The organism is Pseudomonas sp. ASL3 (genome assembly GCF_056680425.1).
Genome location: NZ_CM155281.1, coordinates 4,160,780 through 4,182,215 on the forward strand (window position 1 = coordinate 4,160,780; position 21,436 = coordinate 4,182,215).

20 protein-coding genes are annotated in these 21,436 nt (G+C 58.7%); 6 read left to right on the forward strand and 14 right to left on the reverse strand.

The window, feature by feature from the left end; translation table 11 throughout:
• Positions 1-84: 84 nt before the first annotated feature.
• The 10 genes from AC1MEE_RS19300 to ffh form a co-directional block, all read right to left on the reverse strand.
• Positions 85-3,669, reverse strand: a complete 3,585-nt coding sequence (locus AC1MEE_RS19300; RefSeq protein ID WP_480411182.1) for a transporter substrate-binding domain-containing protein — start codon at positions 3,667-3,669, stop codon at positions 85-87.
• Positions 3,670-3,796: 127 nt separating this feature from the next.
• Positions 3,797-5,221, reverse strand: coding sequence for a threonine synthase (gene thrC, locus AC1MEE_RS19305; protein WP_480411183.1), 1,425 nt, complete (start codon positions 5,219-5,221; stop codon positions 3,797-3,799).
• 104 nt (positions 5,222-5,325) lie between these two features.
• Entirely contained in the window at positions 5,326-6,630 is a 1,305-nt protein-coding gene (locus AC1MEE_RS19310) for a homoserine dehydrogenase (protein ID WP_480411184.1), read from the reverse strand.
• An 88-nt stretch (positions 6,631-6,718) separates the two neighbouring features.
• Positions 6,719-7,459, reverse strand: a complete 741-nt coding sequence (locus tag AC1MEE_RS19315; protein ID WP_480411185.1) for a DsbC family protein — start codon at positions 7,457-7,459, stop codon at positions 6,719-6,721.
• A gap of 167 nt (positions 7,460-7,626) precedes the next feature.
• Positions 7,627-8,523 (reverse strand): site-specific tyrosine recombinase XerD, encoded by an 897-nt coding sequence (xerD, locus tag AC1MEE_RS19320; RefSeq protein ID WP_480411186.1) that lies wholly within the window; start codon positions 8,521-8,523, stop codon positions 7,627-7,629.
• A gap of 499 nt (positions 8,524-9,022) precedes the next feature.
• Positions 9,023-9,373 carry a 50S ribosomal protein L19 gene (rplS, locus tag AC1MEE_RS19325; protein ID WP_480411187.1) on the reverse strand — a complete coding sequence of 117 codons (351 nt, stop codon included), beginning with the start codon at positions 9,371-9,373 and terminating at the stop codon, positions 9,023-9,025.
• Between the two features lie 43 nt (positions 9,374-9,416).
• Entirely contained in the window at positions 9,417-10,169 is a 753-nt protein-coding gene (trmD, locus tag AC1MEE_RS19330) for a tRNA (guanosine(37)-N1)-methyltransferase TrmD (RefSeq protein ID WP_480411188.1), read from the reverse strand.
• A gap of 5 nt (positions 10,170-10,174) precedes the next feature.
• Positions 10,175-10,711 (reverse strand): ribosome maturation factor RimM, encoded by a 537-nt coding sequence (rimM, locus tag AC1MEE_RS19335; RefSeq protein WP_480411189.1) that lies wholly within the window; start codon positions 10,709-10,711, stop codon positions 10,175-10,177.
• A gap of 5 nt (positions 10,712-10,716) precedes the next feature.
• Entirely contained in the window at positions 10,717-10,968 is a 252-nt protein-coding gene (gene rpsP / locus AC1MEE_RS19340) for a 30S ribosomal protein S16 (protein ID WP_322220798.1), read from the reverse strand.
• Between the two features lie 249 nt (positions 10,969-11,217).
• Positions 11,218-12,594, reverse strand: coding sequence for a signal recognition particle protein (gene ffh / locus AC1MEE_RS19345; protein ID WP_480411190.1), 1,377 nt, complete (start codon positions 12,592-12,594; stop codon positions 11,218-11,220).
• Between the two features lie 221 nt (positions 12,595-12,815).
• Between ffh and AC1MEE_RS19350 the strand changes: the two genes are divergently transcribed.
• The 4 genes from AC1MEE_RS19350 to AC1MEE_RS19365 all read left to right on the forward strand — a co-directional run bounded on the left by AC1MEE_RS19350 (position 12,816) and on the right by AC1MEE_RS19365 (position 17,103).
• Positions 12,816-13,628 carry a cytochrome C assembly family protein gene (locus AC1MEE_RS19350; protein ID WP_480411191.1) on the forward strand — a complete coding sequence of 271 codons (813 nt, stop codon included), beginning with the start codon at positions 12,816-12,818 and terminating at the stop codon, positions 13,626-13,628.
• 12 nt (positions 13,629-13,640) lie between these two features.
• On the forward strand, positions 13,641-14,885 hold the full coding sequence (locus AC1MEE_RS19355) for an HlyC/CorC family transporter (protein WP_480411192.1): 1,245 nt from the start codon (positions 13,641-13,643) through the stop codon (positions 14,883-14,885).
• A gap of 90 nt (positions 14,886-14,975) precedes the next feature.
• Complete coding sequence (locus tag AC1MEE_RS19360) at positions 14,976-16,292, forward strand: MFS transporter (RefSeq protein ID WP_480411193.1); 1,317 nt, start codon at positions 14,976-14,978, stop codon at positions 16,290-16,292.
• 91 nt (positions 16,293-16,383) lie between these two features.
• Positions 16,384-17,103: a WbqC family protein gene (locus AC1MEE_RS19365; protein WP_480411194.1), complete on the forward strand. Its 720-nt coding sequence runs from the start codon at positions 16,384-16,386 to the stop codon at positions 17,101-17,103.
• Positions 17,104-17,251: 148 nt separating this feature from the next.
• On the opposite strand, the gene purT is transcribed toward AC1MEE_RS19365, so the two are convergent.
• The 4 genes from purT to AC1MEE_RS19385 form a co-directional block, all read right to left on the reverse strand.
• Entirely contained in the window at positions 17,252-18,433 is a 1,182-nt protein-coding gene (gene purT, locus AC1MEE_RS19370; RefSeq protein WP_480411195.1) for a formate-dependent phosphoribosylglycinamide formyltransferase, read from the reverse strand.
• A 143-nt stretch (positions 18,434-18,576) separates the two neighbouring features.
• Entirely contained in the window at positions 18,577-18,789 is a 213-nt protein-coding gene (locus AC1MEE_RS19375) for a DUF1289 domain-containing protein (protein ID WP_480411196.1), read from the reverse strand.
• On the reverse strand, positions 18,789-19,313 hold the full coding sequence (locus tag AC1MEE_RS19380) for a gamma carbonic anhydrase family protein (RefSeq protein ID WP_480411197.1): 525 nt from the start codon (positions 19,311-19,313) through the stop codon (positions 18,789-18,791). Before AC1MEE_RS19380 ends, AC1MEE_RS19375 begins: the two co-directional genes overlap by 1 nt.
• A 37-nt stretch (positions 19,314-19,350) precedes the next feature.
• Positions 19,351-19,950 (reverse strand): CoA pyrophosphatase, encoded by a 600-nt coding sequence (locus AC1MEE_RS19385; RefSeq protein ID WP_480411198.1) that lies wholly within the window; start codon positions 19,948-19,950, stop codon positions 19,351-19,353.
• 170 nt (positions 19,951-20,120) lie between these two features.
• On the opposite strand from AC1MEE_RS19385, the gene AC1MEE_RS19390 reads away from it, so the two are divergent.
• Positions 20,121-20,672: an NUDIX hydrolase gene (locus tag AC1MEE_RS19390; protein WP_480416276.1), complete on the forward strand. Its 552-nt coding sequence runs from the start codon at positions 20,121-20,123 to the stop codon at positions 20,670-20,672.
• A 61-nt stretch (positions 20,673-20,733) separates the two neighbouring features.
• Positions 20,734-21,297: a L,D-transpeptidase family protein gene (locus AC1MEE_RS19395; protein ID WP_480411199.1), complete on the forward strand. Its 564-nt coding sequence runs from the start codon at positions 20,734-20,736 to the stop codon at positions 21,295-21,297.
• Positions 21,298-21,436 lie beyond the last annotated feature (139 nt).

The window sequence follows — 21,436 nt, forward strand, 5'->3', positions numbered from 1 at the left end:
TATGCCTCCTGGGTCGGAGCAGTCTTTAGCCAATATTAATCTGTACTTTAAAGGCGCCGACCTCTGTCACCCATAAGACACGTCCTAAACTGGTAGCCCCGGCAAGTGTTGCTGGATATCGACGCGCAGTTGCTCGATGGCGCTGTCCAGCGCCTGCCATTGCTCGGCCAGCATTGCGTTCGACTGCAGGCGCACGCTGGCGTCAAGGCTGGCGCAAGCCTTGGCCAATGGCAAAGCGTCGATCAGGCAGGCAACACCCTTCAAACGGTGCAGCGAAGCGCTCAGGGCCTTCCAGTCGAGCGTGCTGACCGCGGGCTGCAAGACCTCCCATTCCTGTCGCAGATTTTTCCACAGTTCCGACAACAGACGCTGCATCTGAGCTTCGTTGGCCTGAGTCATTTTGCGCAGGGTCTGGATATCGAACGATTGCACGAGCGCAATATCGGCGAGCAATTGCGCCAACTGCTCCAGCGCCACGGGTTTGACCAGCAGCTGGTCCATGCCCGCCTGCTCACAACGTTGACGTTCGTCACTCATGGCGTTAGCCGTGCAACCGATGATCGGACAAGGGTGCAGCTGCTCTTCGGTCTCGATCAGCCGAATGCTTTCGGCCAGGGCATAACCGCTCATGCCGGGCATGTTGCAGTCGGTGATAACGCCGTCGAAGTTGCCCTCACGCCAGTGTTGCAGGGCCGATTCCGCGCTGTGAGTCGGCACCACTTCATGCCCGAGGAATTCCAGCTGCTGGGTCAGGACCAGGCAATTGGCCGACAAATCATCGACCACCAGCAAGCGTAACGAGGGTCCGATCGCTCGTTGTTCAAGGGCCTCGGGTGCTTTGCTTTGCGTCTGCGCGACACGGGCCAATGCCAGTTCGACCATGACTCGAGTTCCGGCCCCCGGCTCGCTCTCAAGGCTGATTTGTCCGCCCATCAACTCCACCAGTTGCTTGCAGATACTCAACCCCAGCCCGGTGCCACCATATTCGGCCGCAATATCGCCGCTGGCTTGGGCAAAGGGCTGGAACAACTGACTCTGCTGCTCGGCGCTGATGCCAATGCCGCTGTCCTTGACGCTGATCTGCAAGCAGGATCGGTGCTGCGCGCCTGTCGCCCTGACGCTCATCAGCACCGAGCCTTCGCAGGTAAATTTCAAGGCGTTGCCGAGCAGGTTGTGCAACACCTGACGCAAGCGCAATGGGTCGAGCCAGTAGTCGCCCTCGGCCTGTTCGGCGAAATCCAGCCGCAGGTCGAGGCCCTTCCCACGCGCTTTGGCCTCGAACAGTCGGCAGATGCCTTCGAAAAACGGTCGCAACGGAGTGACCGCCAACGTCAGTTGCAGGCTGCCGGATTCGATCTTGGCCAGGTCCAGACTGTCACCCATCAGGGCGATCAACTCCCGCGCGGACTGGTAAGCGACATTCAGTCCTTCTGATGGCGTCTGGCCACGAAGCAACATCTGTTCACGCTCAAGTTCGAGCAAACCGATGATGGCGCCCATCGGCGTGCGGATCTCATGGCTCATGGTCGCCAGAAACGCGCTTTTGGCCTCGTTGGCCTGCTCTGCCTGCTGTCGCGCTTCGGTGAGCTGGGTTTCCAATCGCTTGCGTTCGGTGATGTCAATCCAGCCACCCAGCAGCCCTTGCAATTGGCCATCGGCTCGATAAAACGGCACCGTCCACTGGTAGGCATCGATCAAGCGACCAAACAACGCCATCTGCCGATCGGCGAACACCGGCTGCCGGGTTTCCAGCAATTTCAGGTAGTCGGTATGCATCTGCTCAGCACTCATGCGCGGGATCAAATCCACATCGATCAGCCGTCGTCCGCTCATCTGTTCGAAACTGATGCCGAAGCTTTCTTCGTAGCTGCGGTTGCACGAAATCAACCGACCATTGAGGTCACGCACGTAAATCGGGTTGGGAATGCTGTCGAGCAAGGCACGTTTGAAGGCCAACTGGTCGTTGAGCTGCTCCTCCGCCCTGAGCCGCTGGCGAATCTGCACGTTCAGGCGGCTGTTCCAGATGAGCGAGACCAGACCCAGCATCAACGCGACGGCAAGGCTCCAAAAAACCCACTGCGGAATACGTTGCCAGACCGGCGGTTGAGGCGCGACTGCACCCAGCCATTTCAGTCGGATGGCGCGTAACTCAGCCACCGGAAACTCTTCGAGGGCCTTGTTCAGAATGCTCAGCAGTTCGGGTTCAGTCTCGACCACTGAAAAACGATCAGGCGACCATTGGCCCTCAACGCTACGACCGACCTTTAGCAACCCTTGGGGAAACAGATGGGCCCCGGCCTCATTCTGGATAGTCGCATCGGCCTGACCGTCTTCGACCAATTGGCGGGCTTGTTCGTAGGTTTTGACCGAGCGAAGCTTGATGTCCGGATAATTGCGACGGATGAGGTCTTCCAGGGCATGTTTGGCCGGCAGAGCCAGCACTCGGCCCGACAGATCATTCAGGGTGATGGGTGACGGGCGATTGTTGCGCACGACGAATACCCAACTGTTGTCACCAAACGAATAGGTGAAATCGAGGAATTTTTTGCGCTCGGAGTTTTCTGCCAGGGTGGTGCTCATGTCGGCCTGACCGGTTCGCAGCAGGTTGATGCTTTCCTCGGTGGAAATCACTTCCTTGTGCACGAACTGCAAACCGGTCATGCGTGAGATACGCGCCAACATGTCCACGTTCAGACCGACCCATTGACCATTCTTGTCTTTGTACAAGAACGGCGGATGCGAACCCGAAACCACAGTGACGTGGGGATGCTTGCGAATCCAGCCCTGCTCGGCCGTGCTCAACTTGATGCGCTGCCGGGCGATGTCCGAACCCAGGCCCGTGGTCCAGCGCGCGAGCACTTCACGCCTGACTGACTGATCGAGACTGTTGAGCGCGAGGTCGATCATCGCGACCAGCGCTGCGTCCCCTTTGCGCGTGGCGAAGGCAAATCCTACGGGTGGCAGCGCGCTTTCGGATTTGATCTGCAAGCCCAGGTAAGGGCGCAAAGCGCTGTAGGAGCGCACGATGACTTCGTTGCCGATAAACGCATCGGCGTCACCCTGACTCAGGGCCTCCAGGGCGCTATACAGGTTGGGGGCGAGGATGACTTCGCTGTCGGGATAAACCGCGTGAACCACCTGCGCGTCAGCGTAGCCATCGAGCAACACCAGTTTCTTGCTCTTCAACCCCGCTGGCAGAGTAACGTCATTGCCGCGCCCGACGATCACCGAGCGGTCCGGCATGTAATCGCCGGAAAACGCCAGCTCCGCCACTCCGCGCTCGAAGCCGTTGGCGCTGGTGAGAATATCAATGGTGCCATTACGCAGCGCGTCGATGGCCTCATCGCGTTGAGCAAAGCCAACCACCTGCATGGGCACCGAGAGTTTGCTGCTGATCAGGCTCAGGTAGTCGGCGCTGATGCCCTGATAGCGGTTGCGATCGCTGGTAATGTCGATCGGCTCGTAATCGGCAATCGAGATACCGACGCGAAGCGTGCGGCGCTGATCCAGCCATTGCCGGTCCAGAGCATCGAGGGTCAACGGCGGCAGGCTGACAAAGGGCGCCACCAGGCTGAACGGCAAGCTTTGCGCCGCAGGTACGGCCTGACTGTGGCATAACAGCATCGACAGCAGGGCTGTGTGCAAAACGCTTTTTATTGAGGCACTCATACCGTGCATGCTGACTCCTTCACCGCAATCTTCTCGTCCGTATGGATCCAAAACTCCCGAAGTGTCGCACGCCAAAATAAGAAAGCCCGCCAAGAGGCGGGCCTTATGTTGTTACACAACGATACCGTCAGAGAGGTTTGCCGCGATTACCATGCTGGCTGACAAAGGCCTGTATGGCTTTGAGGTCATTTGGCAGGACCGTGCACTTCTCTTTTCGCTCAAACAAATCAGACAAGTGTGCAGGCAGCTCAAGGGCCTTTCCTACACCGGCTTTTTCCACTGCTTCCGGGAATTTGACCGGATGTGCGGTCCCCAGAATGACCATGGGTGTATCCAGGCTGCGACGGCAATCGCGGGCGGCCTTGACACCAATGGCGGTATGCGGATCAAGCACTTCACCCGTTTGCGCGAACACCTCGGCGATGGTCGCGCAGGTTTCTTCGTCGCTGACGGCCAGGGAATCGAACAGCTTGCGGGTTTCGGTCCAGCGGTCCGCGTCGACGCTGAAAGCACCACCCTGCTTGAAGGTGTCCATCAAGCCAGCGATGGCCGCGCCGTTGCGCCCGTGCATATCGAACAGCAAGCGTTCGAAGTTCGACGACACCATGATGTCCATGGACGGCGACAGGGTCGCGTGCAGGGTTTCCTTGGTGTACTGATTACCGCTCATGAAGCGGTGCAGGATGTCGTTGCGGTTGGTGGCGACGATCAGTTGGCTGATCGGCAAACCCATGTTGCGTGCCAGGTAACCGGCGAAAATATCGCCGAAGTTGCCGGTCGGAACCGAGAACGCTATCGAACGTGCCGGGCCGCCGAGCTGCAGGGCTGCATGGAAGTAGTAGACGATCTGGGCCATGATCCGCGCCCAGTTGATCGAGTTGACCGCAACCAGACGCGTGCCGTTGAGGAAATCCTGATCGGCGAAGCTGGCTTTGACCATCTCCTGGCAGTCATCGAAGTTGCCTTCGATGGCGATGTTGTGGATGTTCTCGCCGAAAATGGTGGTCATCTGCCGACGCTGAACTTCCGAGACGCGGTTGTTCGGGTGCAGGATGAAGATGTCGACGTTGTCGCAACGACGGCAGCCTTCAATGGCGGCCGAACCGGTATCACCGGAGGTCGCGCCCAGAATCACTACCCGCTCGCCACGCTTGGCCAGCACGTAGTCGAGCAGACGCCCGAGCAGTTGCAAGGCGAAGTCCTTGAAGGCCAGGGTCGGACCATGGAACAGTTCAAGGACCCACTCATTGCCATTCAACGGGCGCAGCGGCGCGATGGCGCTGTGGGCGAAGACGCCGTCCTCTCCCGATGAATAGGTTTCCTCAAGAATCTTTTTGAAATCGGCATCCGGAATGCTGTCGGTGACGAAGGGACGCATAACCCGGAAAGCCAGCTCGTGATACGGCAGGCCAGCCCAGGAGGCGATTTCTTCCTGAGTGAAGCGCGGCAGGTTTTCCGGCACATACAGGCCGCCATCACTGGCAAGACCGGTGAGCAGCACGTCTTCGAAATTCAGGGCCGGCGCTTGGCCGCGGGTACTGATGTAGCGCATGGGATCAAACCTTTGGTTTGAGCTTCAAGCTTCAAGCTGCAAGCTGCAAGTTAAAAGCGACTCGGCTTCTACTTGCAGCTTGCAGCTTGGCGCTTGCAGCTGAATTAATTCAAATGTTCTACGCGGATACGAACTACCGGTCCAACCACGTCCTGCAAAGCTTCCAGGGCCTCAATGGCATCGTTCATGCGCTGTTCCAGCACGCGGTGGGTCAACAAGATCATCGGCACCAGGCCGTCGTGTTCTTCGACTTCCTTCTGCATGATCGATTCGATGTTGATCCCGCGCTCCGACAGAATGCTCGCCACCTGTGCCAGCACGCCAGGGTGGTCCTTGGCCTGGATGCGCAGGTAGTAAGCGCTTTCGCAGGCTTCGATCGGCAGGATCGGGTGAGCGGACAACGAGTCCGGCTGGAAGGCCAGGTGCGGCACACGGTTCTCTGGATCGGAGGTCATGGCGCGAACCACGTCGACCAGATCGGCGATCACTGACGAAGCAGTGGGCTCCATGCCGGCACCGGCACCGTAGAACAGGGTCGAACCCGCGGCATCACCATTGACCATCACCGCGTTCATCACGCCATTGACGTTGGCGATCAGGCGGTCGGCCGGGATCAGCGTCGGGTGAACCCGCAGCTCGATGCCCGCAGCAGTGCTGCGCGCCACGCCCAGATGCTTGATGCGGTAGCCCAGCGCTTCGGCGTAGTTCACGTCAGCTGTGGTCAGCTTGGTGATGCCTTCGGTGTAGGCCTTGTCGAATTGCAGCGGAATGCCGAAGGCAATCGACGCGAGAATCGTCAGTTTGTGCGCAGCATCGATGCCTTCGACGTCGAAGGTCGGATCGGCTTCGGCGTAACCCAGTGCCTGGGCTTCGGCCAGCACGTCAGGGAAGGTGCGACCCTTCTCGCGCATTTCGGTAAGGATGAAGTTGCCGGTGCCGTTGATGATCCCGGCCACCCAGTTGATGCGGTTGGCCGACAGACCTTCACGAATTGCCTTGATCACCGGAATGCCGCCGGCCACAGCGGCTTCGAACGCGACGATCACGCCCTTCTCGCGGGCCTTGGCGAAAATTTCATTGCCGTGCACAGCGATCAGCGCCTTGTTGGCGGTGACCACGTGCTTGCCGTTCTCGATGGCTTTGAGCACCAGTTCCCGGGCAACGGTGTAGCCACCGATCAGCTCGATGACGATATCGATTTCAGGGTTGGTCGCTACAGCGAAAACGTCGGCTGTAGTGGGGGTACCGGTAATCTGGCAGTTGGGGTTTGGCGTACGCATGGCAATTTGTGCCACCTCGATTCCACGCCCGGCACGGCGAGCAATCTCCTCGGCGTTACGTTGAAGTACGTTGAAGGTACCGCCACCGACAGTACCTAGCCCACAGATGCCTACTTTGACCGGTTTCACTATGAACTCCCCATAAAACGGCCGACGCGAGGCCGGCCGTGGAAAACAGCCGCCTGCTACGAGGCGGCTCTCTGTTTGATGAAATGGATTACTTGGCGCTCAACGCCAGCTTGGCCACTTGCGGGGCTGGCTGATAGCCCGGTATCACCTGACCGTCCGCCAGCACGATGGCCGGCGTGCCGTTGACACCAATCGACTGGCCAATGGCAAATTGCTTGGTCACCGGATTGGCGCACTTTGGCGCTTCGATATTCTTGCCGTTGACCATACGGTCCATGGCGCTTTTACGATCCTTGGAACACCAGACCGCCTGCAGTTGCTCATCACCCGGCGAACCCAGACCCTGACGCGGGAAGGCCAGATAACGCACTTCAATCCCCAGACGATTCAACTCCGGGACCTCAGCGTGCAGTTTGTGGCAATACGGGCAGGTGGTGTCGGTAAACACGGTGATGTGCGATTTGGTTTCGCCGATGGCCGGGTAGACCACCATGTCACCCGCAGGAATACCGTTGATGGTTTTCGAAATTGCCAGACGCTCAGCCTTCTCGGTCAGGTTGACCGGTTTGCCGTCCTGCATCTGGAACAGGTAACCCTGCATCACGAACTGACCGTCGGCACTGGCATACAGCACGCGACCGCCCTTGAGTTTGACTTCGTACAAGCCGCTCAACGGGCTCGCGGCGATGCTGTCGATCGGCACGTCGAGGTTCAACGTTTCAAGGGTCTTGCGGATTGCTTTATCGGCGGCGGCATCAGCCTGAGCAAACATACTGAACGTACTCGCCAGCACAATAGCTGCGGCGGCGAAAATCTGGGTCACGCGCATGGGGACTCCTTGGGCGGTGGACAGATGGGTGATGCTAAAAACGGCGGTCGCCGAGGACCGAAGGCGTTTTAGTGGTGCCCAATTTGCGAAACCGGCAAAGCCTATCACATAAGCCCTGCGAGGCCGACCCGGACTGATGTAAGACGTATCGGAAACCGACCGTTGAGTTAACCGCGAGGGTGATGCCTGGCATGCATCTCCTGCAATCTCGCACGCGCTACATGAGTGTAGATCTGCGTGGTGGACAAATCACTATGCCCCAACAACATCTGCACCACGCGCAGGTCGGCGCCATGGTTGAGCAGATGGGTGGCGAAGGCGTGGCGCAAGGTATGCGGCGACAGGGACTTGCCGATTCCAGCGACTGCAGCCTGATGTTTGATGCGATGCCAGAAGGTCTGCCGGGTCATCTGCTCACCGCGCAGACTGGGGAACAGCACATCGCTGGGGCGGCCGTTCAGCAGCTCAGAGCGGGCATCGCGCATATAGCGCTCGACCCAGACAATCGCCTCCTCGCCCATGGGCACCAGCCGCTCCTTGCTGCCCTTGCCCATGACCCGCACTACGCCCTGACGCAAATTGACTTGCTCAAGGGTCAGACCGATCAGCTCGGTGACGCGCAAGCCGCAGGCATACAGCACCTCGAGCATGGCCCGATCGCGCTGACCGATGGCCTCGCTCAGATCCGGCGCGGCCAACAGCGCTTCGACATCAGCCTCGGACAGGGACTTGGGCAAGGGCCTGCCCAGTTGCGGCATGTCCACTTGCAGGGTCGGATCGACCTGGATCAGTTTTTCTCGTAACAGGAAGCGATAGAACCCTCTAGCGCCGGACAGGAAGCGCGCGGTCGAACGCGGCTTGTAGGCCTTGTCCACGCGCCAGGCCAAGTGATCAAGAATCAGCTCGCGACCGGCCTTGTCCAGCTCGACCCCCTGCTCCTGCAACCAGCCATTGAACAGCGCCAAGTCGCTGCGATAAGCATCGCGAGTGTTGTCCGACAGGCCTTTTTCCAGCCATAACGCGTCCAGAAAACGGTCGATCAGCGGATGGTCGATAGCGGGCATAAGGATTCAATACTTCTGCAAAAAAGACGGCGGGAGTTTTTCACAAATGCGGTCGTGCGGGGTAACCATAGATGTGGGAGCAGGCTTGCAACTACGCGTCCCGCTGCGAACGCGGTGAGTCAGGCACAGCGGATATGGATTTGATGGCCTCTTCGCAGGCAAGCTTACTCTTATCAAACAACCTGTAAGCGATTGAAATATATGAAGTGAATATTTTGAAATTTGTAGGAGCTGACTTGTCTGCGATCCGTCCGGGGTCGCGCTCGACCGAAGCGCTGGCAAAAATGGTGAATTCACCACCGCTGGAAGGTCCTTCGGCCCTTTTCGCAGACAAGTCAGCTCCTACGCCCTCAGGGCAGAATCGAGACCGAGTTTGCTGCGTGACAGCGCGGCGTCGAAGACGCGGCGAGGCCTCCCACAGGATTCGGGGTTTTCCTGAATCGCGGGCAATAAAAAAGCAGCCCTTAGGCTGCTTTTTTTACATCGTAAAAAACTGAAATCAGGACAGTTTTTCTTTGATGCGAGCTGCTTTACCGGACAGGTCACGCAGGTAGTACAGTTTGGCTTTGCGAACGTCACCGCGACGTTTCACAGCCAGGCTGTCGATTTGCGGGCTGTAGGTCTGGAAAGTACGCTCAACGCCAACACCGTTGGAGATTTTACGAACAGTGAAAGCACTGTTCACGCCACGGTTACGCTTGGCAATTACAACGCCTTCGAACGCTTGCAGACGCGCGCGGTCGCCTTCCTTCACTTTCACCTGAACGACAACAGTGTCGCCCGGGGCAAAGGGAGGGATCTCTTTAGTCATCTGCTCAGCTTCGAGTTGCAGAATGATTTTGTTAGTCATGCTGTGCTCCTAAGGTAAATCATCAGGATTTACCATCGATACGTTAACTATCGTCCCGCTCACGGAGGTACTCCGTCAGCAGCTTCTTCTCTTCTCCAGAAAGCGAGCGGCTTTCCAGAAGATCGACGCGTCGTTCATAGGTCCGCCCAAGGGACTGCTGTAAACGCCAACGCCGGATGTGTGCGTGGTTGCCACTTAGCAACACGTCGGGAACACGCTGATCCGCATACACCTCCGGTCGGGTGTAATGCGGGCAATCCAGCAGACCATCCGTGAAGGAATCTTCCTCCGCAGAGTCCGCATGCCCTAAAGCTCCAGGCAGCAGCCGCGTAACCGCATCTATCAGGACCATCGCCGGCAGCTCGCCACCGGAAAGTACATAGTCGCCAATCGACCACTCTTCATCGACATGAGCTTCAATGAAACGCTCGTCAATGCCTTCATAACGACCAGCGATGAGGATCAATGCTTCCTCTTGCGCCAGTTCGCGTACCGCCGACTGAGTCAGTTGACGGCCTTGTGGCGACAGGTAAATAACCTTCGCCGCATCCCCTGCTGCCAGTTTGGCCTGAACCAAAGCGTCTTCCAGAGGCTTGATCTTCATCACCATGCCCGGGCCACCGCCAAATGGGCGATCGTCCACAGTGTGATGTCGATCGGTGGTGTAGTCCCGCGGATTCCAACAAGTCAGCTGTAAAAGCCCTTGTTTCACCGCACGGCTGGTAATGCCGTAATCGCTGATGGCGGAAAACATCTCGGGGAACAGACTGATCACTTCTACGCGCAGGCTAGGCATGTCGCTTAGAAGTCCGCATCCCAATCCACCTTCATCTCGCCAGCACCGAGGTCGACTGCCAACACGCATTGCTCCGTATAGGGCAACAAGCGTTCGCGATCATCCAGGCTGCCTGCGCAAGGCTTGACCACCATTACATCGTTCGAGCCGGTTTCCAGCAGGTGATCGATCTTCCCGAGCAATTGCCCGAGGTGGTCGATGACCTTCAGACCTTCCAGCTGGTACCAGTAGTACTCGCCGTCGGTCAGATCAGGGAACAGGTTACGCGGCACGCAGATTTCATAACCGGCCAGAAGACGAGCTTCTTCACGGTCATCGAGACCTTTGAGCTTTGCGACCAGGAACTTGTTTTGCAAGCGTCCGCTGGCCAGCTCTACCTGCCGTACATCACCTTCGCGCCGAAGCGTCAGGGTTTTGTAATCCAACAGGTTTCCAATCGGATCAGTGAAGGAAAACACCTTCACTTCGCCGCGAACGCCGTGAACAGAATAAATCTTACCGATAACGATCAAATCATCGGCAATGGCAGGCGTCGCGTTCATATTGCTCAGGCCGCAGCCTTAGCAGAGTCCTTCAACAACTGAGCAACGCGCTCAGAAGGTTGTGCACCAACGCTCAGCCAGTAGGCTACGCGCTCTTGGTTCACGGACAGACGGATTTCCTGACCACGAGCAACCGGGTTGAAGAAACCCACTTGTTCTTTGTGCGAACCGTCGCGCGGGTTGCGGCTGTCGGTCACGGTCAAGTGGTAAAACGGGCGCTTTTTGGAGCCGCCAAGGGCAAGACGGATGGTAAGCATATAAGCATCGTTCCTGTAGTCGGTGCTGCAAATCTAAGATGCACAGCGGGCATAGGTGCCCGAAAGGCCGCATATTCTAAGGAATATCCGGACTTTTGCAAATGTCTTTTTCCGGCGCCTATCGGCATGCCATCCAGATCTGCTATGGAGCCGCTGCGAACAGCGGCCTATCAACCCCGCAAAACACGGGGTTACTGGAGGTCGCCCTCCATGTCGTGGTGCGCAAGATGATCTCTTGCGCGGCGTGAATTACATTTTTGGCATGCCACGGCCAGGCATCATTCCGCCCATGCCGCGCATCATTTTTGCCATACCGCCTTTGGCGGAGAATTTTTTCATCATCTTTTGCATTTGTTTGTGCTGCTTGATCAAACGCCCGATGTCCTGCACCTGAGTCCCGGAACCCATGGCGATCCGGCGCTTACGCGAGCCACTGATCAGCTCCGGGTCGCGGCGTTCGGCCGGGGTCATCGAGTTGATGATGGCTTCCATCTGCTTGAACTGCTTTTCAGCCGCGCCCTGGGCATTGCCCATTTGCGCCACATTCATCCCAGGCATGTTCGGCAGCTTGTCCATGAGCCCGCCGAGGCCACCCATGTTCTTCATTTGTTGCAGCTGATCGCGGAAGTCTTCGAGATCGAAGCCTTTACCTTTCTTCAGCTTTTTCGCCAGTTTGTCGGCTTTGTCTTTATCGAGGGTCTGTTCGGCCTGCTCGATCAGGCTGAGCACATCGCCCATGCCGAGGATGCGCGAGGCGATCCGGTCCGGGTGGAAGGGCTCGAGCGCGTCGCTCTTCTCGCCCATACCGATGAACTTGATCGGCTTGCCAGTGATCGCACGCACAGACAGCGCAGCACCACCGCGGGCATCACCGTCGACTTTGGTCAGGATCACACCGGTCAATGGCAACGCATCGCCAAACGCCTTGGCGGTGTTGGCAGCATCCTGACCGGTCATGGCATCGACCACGAACAGCGTCTCTGCCGGCTTCACCGCTGCGTGCAGTGCCTGGATCTCGCCCATCATCTCGACATCGATGTGCAAGCGCCCGGCGGTATCGACGATGACCACATCGATGAATTTGAGCGTGGCTTCTTTAATAGCCGCCAGAGCGATCTCTACCGGCTTCTGGCTGATATCGGAGGCGAAGAAGGTGACGCCGATGTCGTTAGCCAGGGTTTCCAGCTGTTTGATGGCCGCAGGACGGTAAACGTCCACCGAGACCACCATGACGCTTTTTTTCCGGCGCTCTTTAAGGAAGCGCGCCAGCTTGCCGGCTGTGGTGGTTTTACCCGCCCCCTGCAGACCCGCCATCAATACGACAGCCGGTGGCGTGACGTTGAGCACCAGATCTTCGTTGGCGTCGCCCATCAACGCTTCGAGTTCGGCCTGGACGATCTTCACGAACGCCTGACCCGGCGTCAGGCTGCGCGACACCTCGGTGCCGACAGCGCGGTCCTTGACCTTGTTGACGAAGTCTTTGACCACCGGCAAGGCGACGTCGGCTTCGAGCAAAGCCATACGCACTTCGCGCAAAGTATCTTTGATGTTGTCCTCGTTCAGCTTGGCCTTGCCAGTGACATGGCGCAGCGTCTGCGAGAGACGGTCGGTAAGATTTTCAAACATGCGCGATCCTTTACAGGCTCTTGTTGAACCCCGGTTGGTGCGGTCCGGCTCGTGATAGCCCTGCTTTTAAATAGCGGTCAACGAGCCTGCGACTTGAGCAGGTGGCGGATTATAGCGAAGACTCTGCTGGACGGACACCATCGAGTCTGCTTCTGTGGTCTTTCGTCAAATGTCGGTTCTATGCCAAACTCAGCGCCTTTCGGGCTTGCCTAACAGGATTTATGCTCCCCTTGTCACCCAGTTTGCTACCCAGCCTCGCCGCCGCCTGCCTATATGCCGCTGCGACCCTCTATCAAGCTATCCGCCTGGGCCAGGGCGCCAAGGCCGATAAACGGCTGCTTTGCCTGCTCGGCACCTTCGCGGTGCTCGCCCACGCTGTCGGCCTGTATTCCCAATTGATCCGGCCGGTCGGCCTTGGTCTGGACTTTTTCAGCGCCGCGAGCCTGATCGCCGTCGCCGTGATCTCCTTGACCATGCTGGCCTGCGCGCGAATTCCGGTGGAGAACCTGCTGGTGCTGCTGTTCCCGCTGGGACTGGCGACTGTGTTGCTGGCGCAGTTCGCGCCAACGGGCACTGTCCAGGCCATCGATGAAGAACCGGGCATCCTGAGCCATATCCTGTTGTCGATTCTGGCGTACGGCATGTTCACCATCGCGGTGTTCCAGGCCTTGCTGCTGCTGGTGCAGGACCACCAGCTCAAACACAAACATCCGTCCGGGCTGATCAAGAACTTCCCTCCGCTGCAGACCATGGAAAGCCTGTTGTTCGGTTTCCTCTGGGCCGGCTGGGCCCTGCTTTCGCTGTCACTGATCTCGGGCTGGCTGTTCGTCGAAAACCTGTTCGCCCAGCATCTGGTGCACAAAACGCTGCTCGCGTGCCTGGCCTGGGTGGTGTTCAGCGTGCTGCTGTGGGGACGCAACCGTCTCGGCTGGCGCGGACATAAAGCCATTCGCTGGACCCTGGGCGGCTTTTGCCTGCTGATGCTGGCCTTCTTCGGCAGCAAGCTGGTACGCGAATTCATTCTGCACATCTGACGGGCGTTGATCATGGATAACTTGCCCATCGGCCCGATGCTTGGTGTATTGGCCTTGCTGATCCTGTGGTCTGGCTTGCTCACAGCGGTCGAAGCCGCGCACCAGCACCTCAAGGCTGCGCGCCCGAACGGCCGAGCCACGGACGCCGCCGCACCAATGCTGGCGTTCAAACTGAACAGCCTGATCCTGGGCAATACCCTGATCAAAGTTCTGGTCGCCATCATCAGTACCCTGCTGGCCCTGAGCTTCTGGCACCACAAAGGACCAACGCTGGCCTGGATCGGCGTCAGCAGTGCGCTACTGATCTTCGCTGAGTTCATTCCCCGGACCCTGGCCGCGCGCTACCCGGAAGCCATTCTGATGCTGGGCAACAGCATCCTGCGTCTGCCCATGAAACTGCTTTTTCCTCTGACCTGGCTGTTCTCCGCCATCGCCAGCACGCTGCTACGACCTTTCGGCGTCACCGACAAACCGAAAGTCCGACAAAACGATAACGAAATACCGCTGGCGGTCATGCTCCATGACGGCGCGCAGGACTATCAACCCCGTTCCCACGTGCTATCAGGCATTCACGCGCTGGACAGCATTACCGTGAATGACATTCTAGTGCCGCGCAGCGAGGTCGATGGCATCAACCTGGATGACCCGATCAAGCGCATCATCGAGCAACTGATCATCTCCCGCCACACCCGACTGCCGGTGTATCACAACGACATCAATCAGGTCGAAGGCGTACTCAACACGCGCCAGATCAGCCATCTGCTGCCGCGCGCCGAGCTGACCAAAGAAGACTTGAAAGCCGCCTGCTACGAACCTTACTTCGTGCCAGAAAGCACCCCACTGCAACTGCAATTGCTGAACTTCCACAAACAACAGCGCCGCCTGGGTGTGGTCGTCGACGAGTACGGCGAGGTGCAAGGCATCGTCAGCCTGGAAGACATTCTCGACGAAATCGTCGGCGAGTTCGAAAACGAGCAGAGCCTCGATAATCCGCACATCCACCCGCAAGCCGATGGCCGCCTGGTGGTCGACGGCGCCGCGTCGATTCGCGAGCTGAACAAGAGCCTGGGCTGGCATCTGCCTTCCGACGGTCCGAAAACCCTCAATGGCCTGGTCACCGAGGCGTTGGAAACCATTCCGGACAGCTCGGTATGCCTGAAAATCGGGCCGTACCGCCTGGAAATTCTCGAAACCGAAGACAATCGGGTCACCCGGGTCATGATGTGGCATCACAGCATGACTCGCGCAGTCGTATAGACACTTGCCAATTCGAGCTAGTCTGCTCGGCGCTGCACCTGTAAACCAAAAAAGAAAAAAAGAAAAACAATAATGACTGGGGACACTTGCATGACCAGCACGACGTTCGACGACGACACCACAACCGCCAAACCGGCTAACTCTGCCCGACGTGTTGCCGCTGCCAGCTTCATTGGCACCGCCATCGAGTTCTACGACTTCTACGTGTACGCCACCGCTGCGGCGCTGGTGATCGGTCCGGTGTTCTTCCCGCAGACCGACGGCTCGGCGCAGATGCTCTTGTCTTTCCTGACGTTCGGCATCGCCTTTATCGCCCGCCCGCTGGGCTCTGCGCTGTTCGGCCACTTCGGTGATCGCATCGGCCGCAAATCGACGCTGGTTGCCTCGCTGCTGCTGATGGGCATCTGCACCACACTGATTGGTGTATTGCCCGGCTATGCAACGATTGGCTTTTGGGCCCCGACGCTGCTGTGCCTGCTGCGCTTCGGCCAGGGACTGGGGCTGGGCGGGGAGTGGGGCGGCGCAGCTTTGCTCGCCACCGAGAATGCACCCAAGGGCAAGCGCGCCTGGTTCGGCATGTTCCCGCAGCTGGGCCCATCGATTGGCTTTCTGGCGGCTAACGGACTGTTTCTGACCCTGGCCATGACGCTGAATGACGAGCAGTTCCGTTCCTGGGGCTGGCGCATTCCGTTCCTGCTCAGCGCACTGCTGGTGATGGTCGGCCTGTATGTACGGCTCAAGCTTGAAGAAACACCAATCTTCGCCAACGCCATTGCCCGGCATGAGCGGGTCAAGATGCCACTGGTGGAACTGCTCAGCCAATACTGGCGCCCTATGCTATTGGGCGCGGCATCGATGGTGGTCTGCTACGCGCTGTTCTACATCTCGACCGTGTTCTCCCTGAGTTACGGCGTCGCCTCTCTCGGTTACAGCCGCCAGGCCTTCCTGGGTCTGCTGTGCTTCGCCGTGTTGTTCATGGCAGCGGCCACACCGCTGTCTGCCTGGGCCAGTGATCGCTTCGGGCGCAAACCGGTGCTGATCATCGGCGGTGTGCTGGCGATCCTGTCCGGTTTCACCATGGAGCCCTTGCTGACCCTCGGCACCACCTGGGGCGTCGCGCTATTCCTGTGCATCGAATTGTTCCTGATGGGGGTGACCTTCGCCCCGATGGGCGCACTGCTGCCTGAGCTGTTTCCCACGCGCGTGCGTTATACCGGCGCCTCTGCGGCGTATAACCTGGGCGGCATCGTAGGCGCCTCGGTGGCACCCTTCGTCGCCCAGAAACTGGTGGCGATGGGCGGTTTGAGCTGGGTCGGCGGGTATGTGTCGGCAGCAGCCTTGCTCAGCCTGATCGCTGTGCTGTGCCTGAAAGAAACGCGGGAGCGTGATCTGGACAAGATTGCCTGAACCGGCAAATGCGGCGCCGAAAACCAACGCCGTTTCGACTACTATTATAAGGACTTCAAGGATTTACCGTCCAACTGCCAGGAAGCGGAGCATGAACAACACGCTGGGCATCATGCAGCCTTACTTCTTCCCTTATCTGGGCTACTTCCAACTGATCGCGGCCGTGGAACGCGGGGTGATCTTCGATACTGCACAGTACGTGCGCAAGAGCTGGATGAACCGCAACCGGATCCTTGATGGCAAAGGCGGCTGGCAATACATCAATGTGCCCGTGAGCAGCACGCTGGGCACCTCGATCCAGGCCACCACCGTGATCGATCACTCAGCCGCGCTGCAACGCATCCTCGGCCAGTTGGAGCACTATCGCGGCAAGGCACCCTTCTATCAACAGGTTCGTGAGCTGGTCAGATGCGCGTTCGCCTCAGTCACCGGCAGCGGGATCGGCGACCTGAACACGCAATCGCTGAAAGCCGTATGCGATTACCTGGGCCTGGCCTTCGGCTGGACGCCCCACTCCGCAATGAACCTGCAACTGCCGCCCATCAAGCACGCCGGCCAATGGGCACTGGAGATCAGCAGCCAGCTGGGCGCACGCAGGTACATCAATGCGCCTGGCGGCCGAGAGATATTCGTTGCCAGCGAATGGCAGGAGCGCGGGATAGAACTGCGTTTTCTCGATCTGTCGACTTTCGTCTACTGCACCGAGCCTTACGACTTGATCGAGAATCTTTCGATCCTCGATGTACTGATGTGGAACGAGCCGGGGGACGTCACCGCGTACATCCGCGAAAACACCCGGCTAGCCAACTGAGCGCTGCTCCCATAGGGATTACCGACATCTGTAGGAGCTGCCGAAGGCTGCGATCGACCGAGAATCGGTCGCAGAATTCAGCATTGCATGAAGCCCCTTCGGGCCTTATCGCAGCCTTCGGCAGCTCCTACAGGGTCCGGCGATTTCTTTACAGCTGAACCTTGACCGCTCTGGACGCACGCATCGCTTTGGCGCGGGCGGCTTCGATGGATTCGTCGCGAGCCAGGGCCACGCCCATGCGGCGCTGGCCATTGACTTCCGGCTTGCCGAACAGGCGCAGTGCCGTGTCAGGCTCGCTCAGGGCCTGGCCCAGATTGGCGAAAGCGGTCTGGGTGGACTGCCCTTCAACCAGGATCACCGCCGAAGCCGAGGGCCCGAACTGACGGATCAACGGGATCGGTAGACCGAGAATCGCCCGCGCATGCAGCGCGAACTGCGACAGGTCCTGAGAAATCAAGGTCACCAGACCGGTGTCATGCGGACGCGGCGAGACTTCGCTGAACCACACCTGATCCCCCTTGATGAACAGCTCGACACCAAACAGGCCACGGCCACCCAGGGCTTCGGTCACGGATCTGGCAACCCGCTCCGACTCCGCCAACGCAATCGGGCTCATGACCTGCGGCTGCCAGGACTCCTGATAATCGCCCTTCTCCTGACGATGCCCGACCGGCGCGCAGAAGGTGGTACCGCCAATATGACGCACGGTCAGCAGGGTGATTTCGTAATCGAAATCGATGAAACCTTCGATGATCACCCGGCCTTTGCCGGCACGGCCGCCTTCTTGCGCGTAATCCCAGGCGCTCTGTACTTCGTCAGTGCTTTTCAGCAGGCTTTGGCCTTTACCCGACGAACTCATGACCGGCTTAACCACGCACGGAAAGCCGAGGTCTTCGACGGCCTTGCGGTAGTCTTCGAAGGTGTCGGCGAAGTGATACGGCGAGGTCGGCAGGTCCAGCTCTTCAGCGGCCAGACGACGGATGCCTTCGCGGTTCATGGTCAACTGTGCGGCGCGAGCGGTGGGGATTACGGTGAAACCTTCGGACTCCAGTTCAACCAGGGTCGCGGTGGCGATGGCTTCGATTTCCGGCACGATGTAGTGCGGCTTTTCGGCCTCGATCACTGCACGCAGAGCAGCACCGTCGAGCATGTTGATCACATGACTGCGATGCGCGACCTGCATGGCCGGCGCGTTGGCGTAACGGTCAACGGCGATCACTTCGACGCCCAGGCGTTGCAGCTCGATCACCACTTCCTTGCCAAGCTCGCCGCAACCGCAGAGCAATACGCGCGTCGCGGTAGGCGACAGTGGCGTTCCGATTTGAGTCATTTCAGGTCCTCGTGGAGCAGATCATTGAGTCAGCCCACCGTAGGCGTGCAACTCATGGGGAGAAGAAAGGCGCGCAATTTAACACGAAGCAGGCAGACCCGGAAAAGCGAGCCGCCTCTCCCCCGACAAGCGAGCCAGCCAAATCAGGAGGCGCTATTCACGCCCACCGTCCACAGCACGCCGCTGTCTCGCGCCCGCTCATGACAACGCCCGAGCACCACGCGGCGCTCGGTGTTGTCCATGCGACTCCAACGGGTGATTTCCTCGACAGTGCGCTGGCAGCCGATACAGATGTCCGCCTCATCCAGCGCGCAGATATTCACACAGGGCGAGGCTACCGGTCGTTCAGCGTTCATTAGTCTTCCTGTGGCGCGAGATCGCGCGCATAGCGCTGGGCGTTGTGCACGTAATGCGCGGCGCCGGCTTCGAGCATTTTCTTCTGCACGTCGGTGAGTTCACGCACAACTTTGCCAGGCGAGCCCATGACCAGCGAGCCATCGGGAATTTCCTTGCCTTCGCCGATCAGCGAGTTGGCGCCGATGATGCAATATTTGCCAATCTTCGCGCCGTTGAGGATCACTGCATTGATGCCGATCAGGCTGTTATCGCCGATGGTGCAGCCGTGCAGCATGACGTTATGACCAATGGTGACGTTTTTGCCAATGTTCAGCGGCCATCCCATGTCGGTGTGCATCACGGTGCCGTCCTGCACGTTGCTGTTCTCGCCGATATGAATCAGTTCGTTGTCACCGCGCAACACGGCGCCGAACCAGACGCTGGCGCCGGCTTCGAGTTTGACCTTGCCGATCAGTGTGGCGGTGGGCGCGACCCAGCTTTGCGGATGGGTTTCGACACGGGAATCCCCCAGGCGGTACTTCATATTATTGTCCTCAAGGCGCTACGGCCTTGGCTAAAGCTTAGATATTGATGAAGCGTTCAGGCGGCTGGTGCAGGCTGATGTTGGTGTCGTACAACACATTGACCAGCTCGACGATCATGATCGCGGTCAAACCCCAGATCTTGTATTCGCCGTAACGGTAGCTCGGTACATACCAACTGTGGCCCTGATAATCGATGCGGTGAGTATGTTCGCGCGGGTCCTGGCGAAAGAACTCCAGCGGCACACTGAAGACGGCGGCGATTTCACCATCGTTGGGCCGGTACTCGACGAAATCGGGAATCAGCCCCACGTAGGGCGTGACCTGGATCCCGTGCTTGGAGATCAGCGGGCTGAGCGGGCCGATCACTTCGACCAGCCCCGGCGGCAAACCGATCTCTTCCTCAGCCTCACGCAGAGCGGTAAAGATCAGGTCCGGGTCTTCTGGGTCACGGCGTCCACCGGGGAAAGCGACTTCGCCGCCATGGGTCGACAGACCGCTGGCGCGCAGGGTCAGAATCAACTCCGGTTCGTCACTGCGGGTAATCGGCACTAGCACAGCGGCCTCGGGGAAACGTCGATCCGTCGCAAGAGTGCTCGGCGTATGACTGCTTACACGGCGAAGTAGCTCGTCCAGCATGGGGAATCTCGATCTGTTGCCTACTTGGCATCATGCACCAAAGCAACGAAGTGCCCAACCCCTTGCTGGACAACTCCGCAGATCATTTGACTCTTCCAATACAACCTCAGCTTGCCGACCCCGATGCGGCACGCCAAGATAGTCGCTGCTTTCAGGAATCCAACTTCAGCATGAAATTCTGCAGCCAGTGCGGCAACCCGGTCATTCAGCGCATCCCCGAGGGCGATAGCCGCTTGCGCTATGTCTGTGAGCAGTGCCAGACCATCCATTATCAGAACCCGAATATCGTCGCCGGCTGCCTGCCTGTGTGGGGCACGCAGGTGCTTTTGTGCCGCCGGGCCATCGAGCCACGCCTCGGGTTCTGGACCTTGCCGGCCGGTTTCATGGAGAACGGCGAAACCGTCGAACAGGCCGCCCGACGCGAAACCGTTGAGGAAGCCTGTGCGACGCTGCACAACCTGAGCCTGTACATGCTGATCGACGTGCCGCACATCAGTCAGGTTCACGTGTTTTATCGCGCCGACCTGGTGAATCTGGAATTTTCCGCCGGTGCCGAAAGCCTGGAGGTGCGGCTTTTCGATGAGGCCGACATTCCGTGGTCAGAGCTGGCTTTCCCGACAGTAAGCCGTACTTTAGAATGCTTCTTTGCCGACCGGATCCAGCAGGTTTATCCTGTGCGAACGGAATCCATACCGCCGTCGCGGCAGATCCAGAAAACCTAATGACACCACTGGCACCACGCCCACAAGCGCTGCCCATACCTTGCTCAGGGATACCGTTTCAATGCGTTGGTTGCTCGCCCTTTTCTGCCTTTGCTTCATCTCGCTGTCCCAGGCCGAGTTCACCCAGACCATCGTCCCCAAGGGCAGCGAGCAGGCGTTTCTGGGTCACAAAGTCATCGACACGCAGAACATCGCCGAGAGCGACATCGAGAAAGTGCTGGTTCTGAAGTCCGCGCACCAATTGCAGTTGATCAGCCACGGTAAACCGCTCAAGACGTATCGCATTTCACTGGGTAAATTTCCCAAGGGGCAAAAACTCCGCGAAGGCGACAAACGCACCCCTGAAGGTTTTTACTGGGTGGACTGGCGCAAGGTCAGCGACAGCTACAACCTGTCGATGCATATCTCCTACCCCAATATCAGCGACTCGGTCCGTGCCCGCCGCGAAGGCGTCGATCCAGGCGGCATGATCATGATCCATGGCACCCCGGTCGATGATGGCTACCCGGAATGGTATTTCCAGACCCTGGACTGGACCGACGGCTGCATCGCCATGAAAAACGCCGACATGCGCGAAGTCTGGAACATGGTCAAAGACGGCACCATGATCGAGATTCGCCCCTGATTGAACCCGGCTGATTGATCCCCGACCACGGATCAAACCCTGCGCAGTCGGGTAAAGATCGGCCTACCGCTGACCGAACCGTCGTAACGTTTGTCACAATCCCTGCCGATTATTGGGGTCCGGAATAGCGCGGACGCTT

Coding starts and splice junctions, on each gene's coding strand:
- thrC (WP_480411183.1), bottom strand. CDS start 5,221: ATGCGCTACATCAGTACCCGCGGCCAAGCGCCGGCCCTGAATTTCGAA.
- AC1MEE_RS19385 (WP_480411198.1), bottom strand. CDS start 19,950: ATGCTGGACGAGCTACTTCGCCGTGTAAGCAGTCATACGCCGAGCACT.
- AC1MEE_RS19300 (WP_480411182.1), bottom strand. CDS start 3,669: ATGAGTGCCTCAATAAAAAGCGTTTTGCACACAGCCCTGCTGTCGATG.
- AC1MEE_RS19375 (WP_480411196.1), bottom strand. CDS start 18,789: ATGAACGCTGAACGACCGGTAGCCTCGCCCTGTGTGAATATCTGCGCG.
- trmD (WP_480411188.1), bottom strand. CDS start 10,169: ATGCCTAGCCTGCGCGTAGAAGTGATCAGTCTGTTCCCCGAGATGTTT.
- rplS (WP_480411187.1), bottom strand. CDS start 9,373: ATGACTAACAAAATCATTCTGCAACTCGAAGCTGAGCAGATGACTAAA.
- ffh (WP_480411190.1), bottom strand. CDS start 12,594: ATGTTTGAAAATCTTACCGACCGTCTCTCGCAGACGCTGCGCCATGTC.
- xerD (WP_480411186.1), bottom strand. CDS start 8,523: ATGCCCGCTATCGACCATCCGCTGATCGACCGTTTTCTGGACGCGTTA.
- AC1MEE_RS19380 (WP_480411197.1), bottom strand. CDS start 19,313: ATGAAGTACCGCCTGGGGGATTCCCGTGTCGAAACCCATCCGCAAAGC.
- AC1MEE_RS19365 (WP_480411194.1), top strand. CDS start 16,384: ATGAACAACACGCTGGGCATCATGCAGCCTTACTTCTTCCCTTATCTG.
- AC1MEE_RS19350 (WP_480411191.1), top strand. CDS start 12,816: ATGCTCCCCTTGTCACCCAGTTTGCTACCCAGCCTCGCCGCCGCCTGC.
- rpsP (WP_322220798.1), bottom strand. CDS start 10,968: ATGCTTACCATCCGTCTTGCCCTTGGCGGCTCCAAAAAGCGCCCGTTT.
- AC1MEE_RS19390 (WP_480416276.1), top strand. CDS start 20,121: ATGAAATTCTGCAGCCAGTGCGGCAACCCGGTCATTCAGCGCATCCCC.
- AC1MEE_RS19360 (WP_480411193.1), top strand. CDS start 14,976: ATGACCAGCACGACGTTCGACGACGACACCACAACCGCCAAACCGGCT.
- rimM (WP_480411189.1), bottom strand. CDS start 10,711: ATGAACGCGACGCCTGCCATTGCCGATGATTTGATCGTTATCGGTAAG.
- AC1MEE_RS19355 (WP_480411192.1), top strand. CDS start 13,641: ATGGATAACTTGCCCATCGGCCCGATGCTTGGTGTATTGGCCTTGCTG.
- purT (WP_480411195.1), bottom strand. CDS start 18,433: ATGACTCAAATCGGAACGCCACTGTCGCCTACCGCGACGCGCGTATTG.
- AC1MEE_RS19315 (WP_480411185.1), bottom strand. CDS start 7,459: ATGCGCGTGACCCAGATTTTCGCCGCCGCAGCTATTGTGCTGGCGAGT.
- AC1MEE_RS19395 (WP_480411199.1), top strand. CDS start 20,734: ATGCGTTGGTTGCTCGCCCTTTTCTGCCTTTGCTTCATCTCGCTGTCC.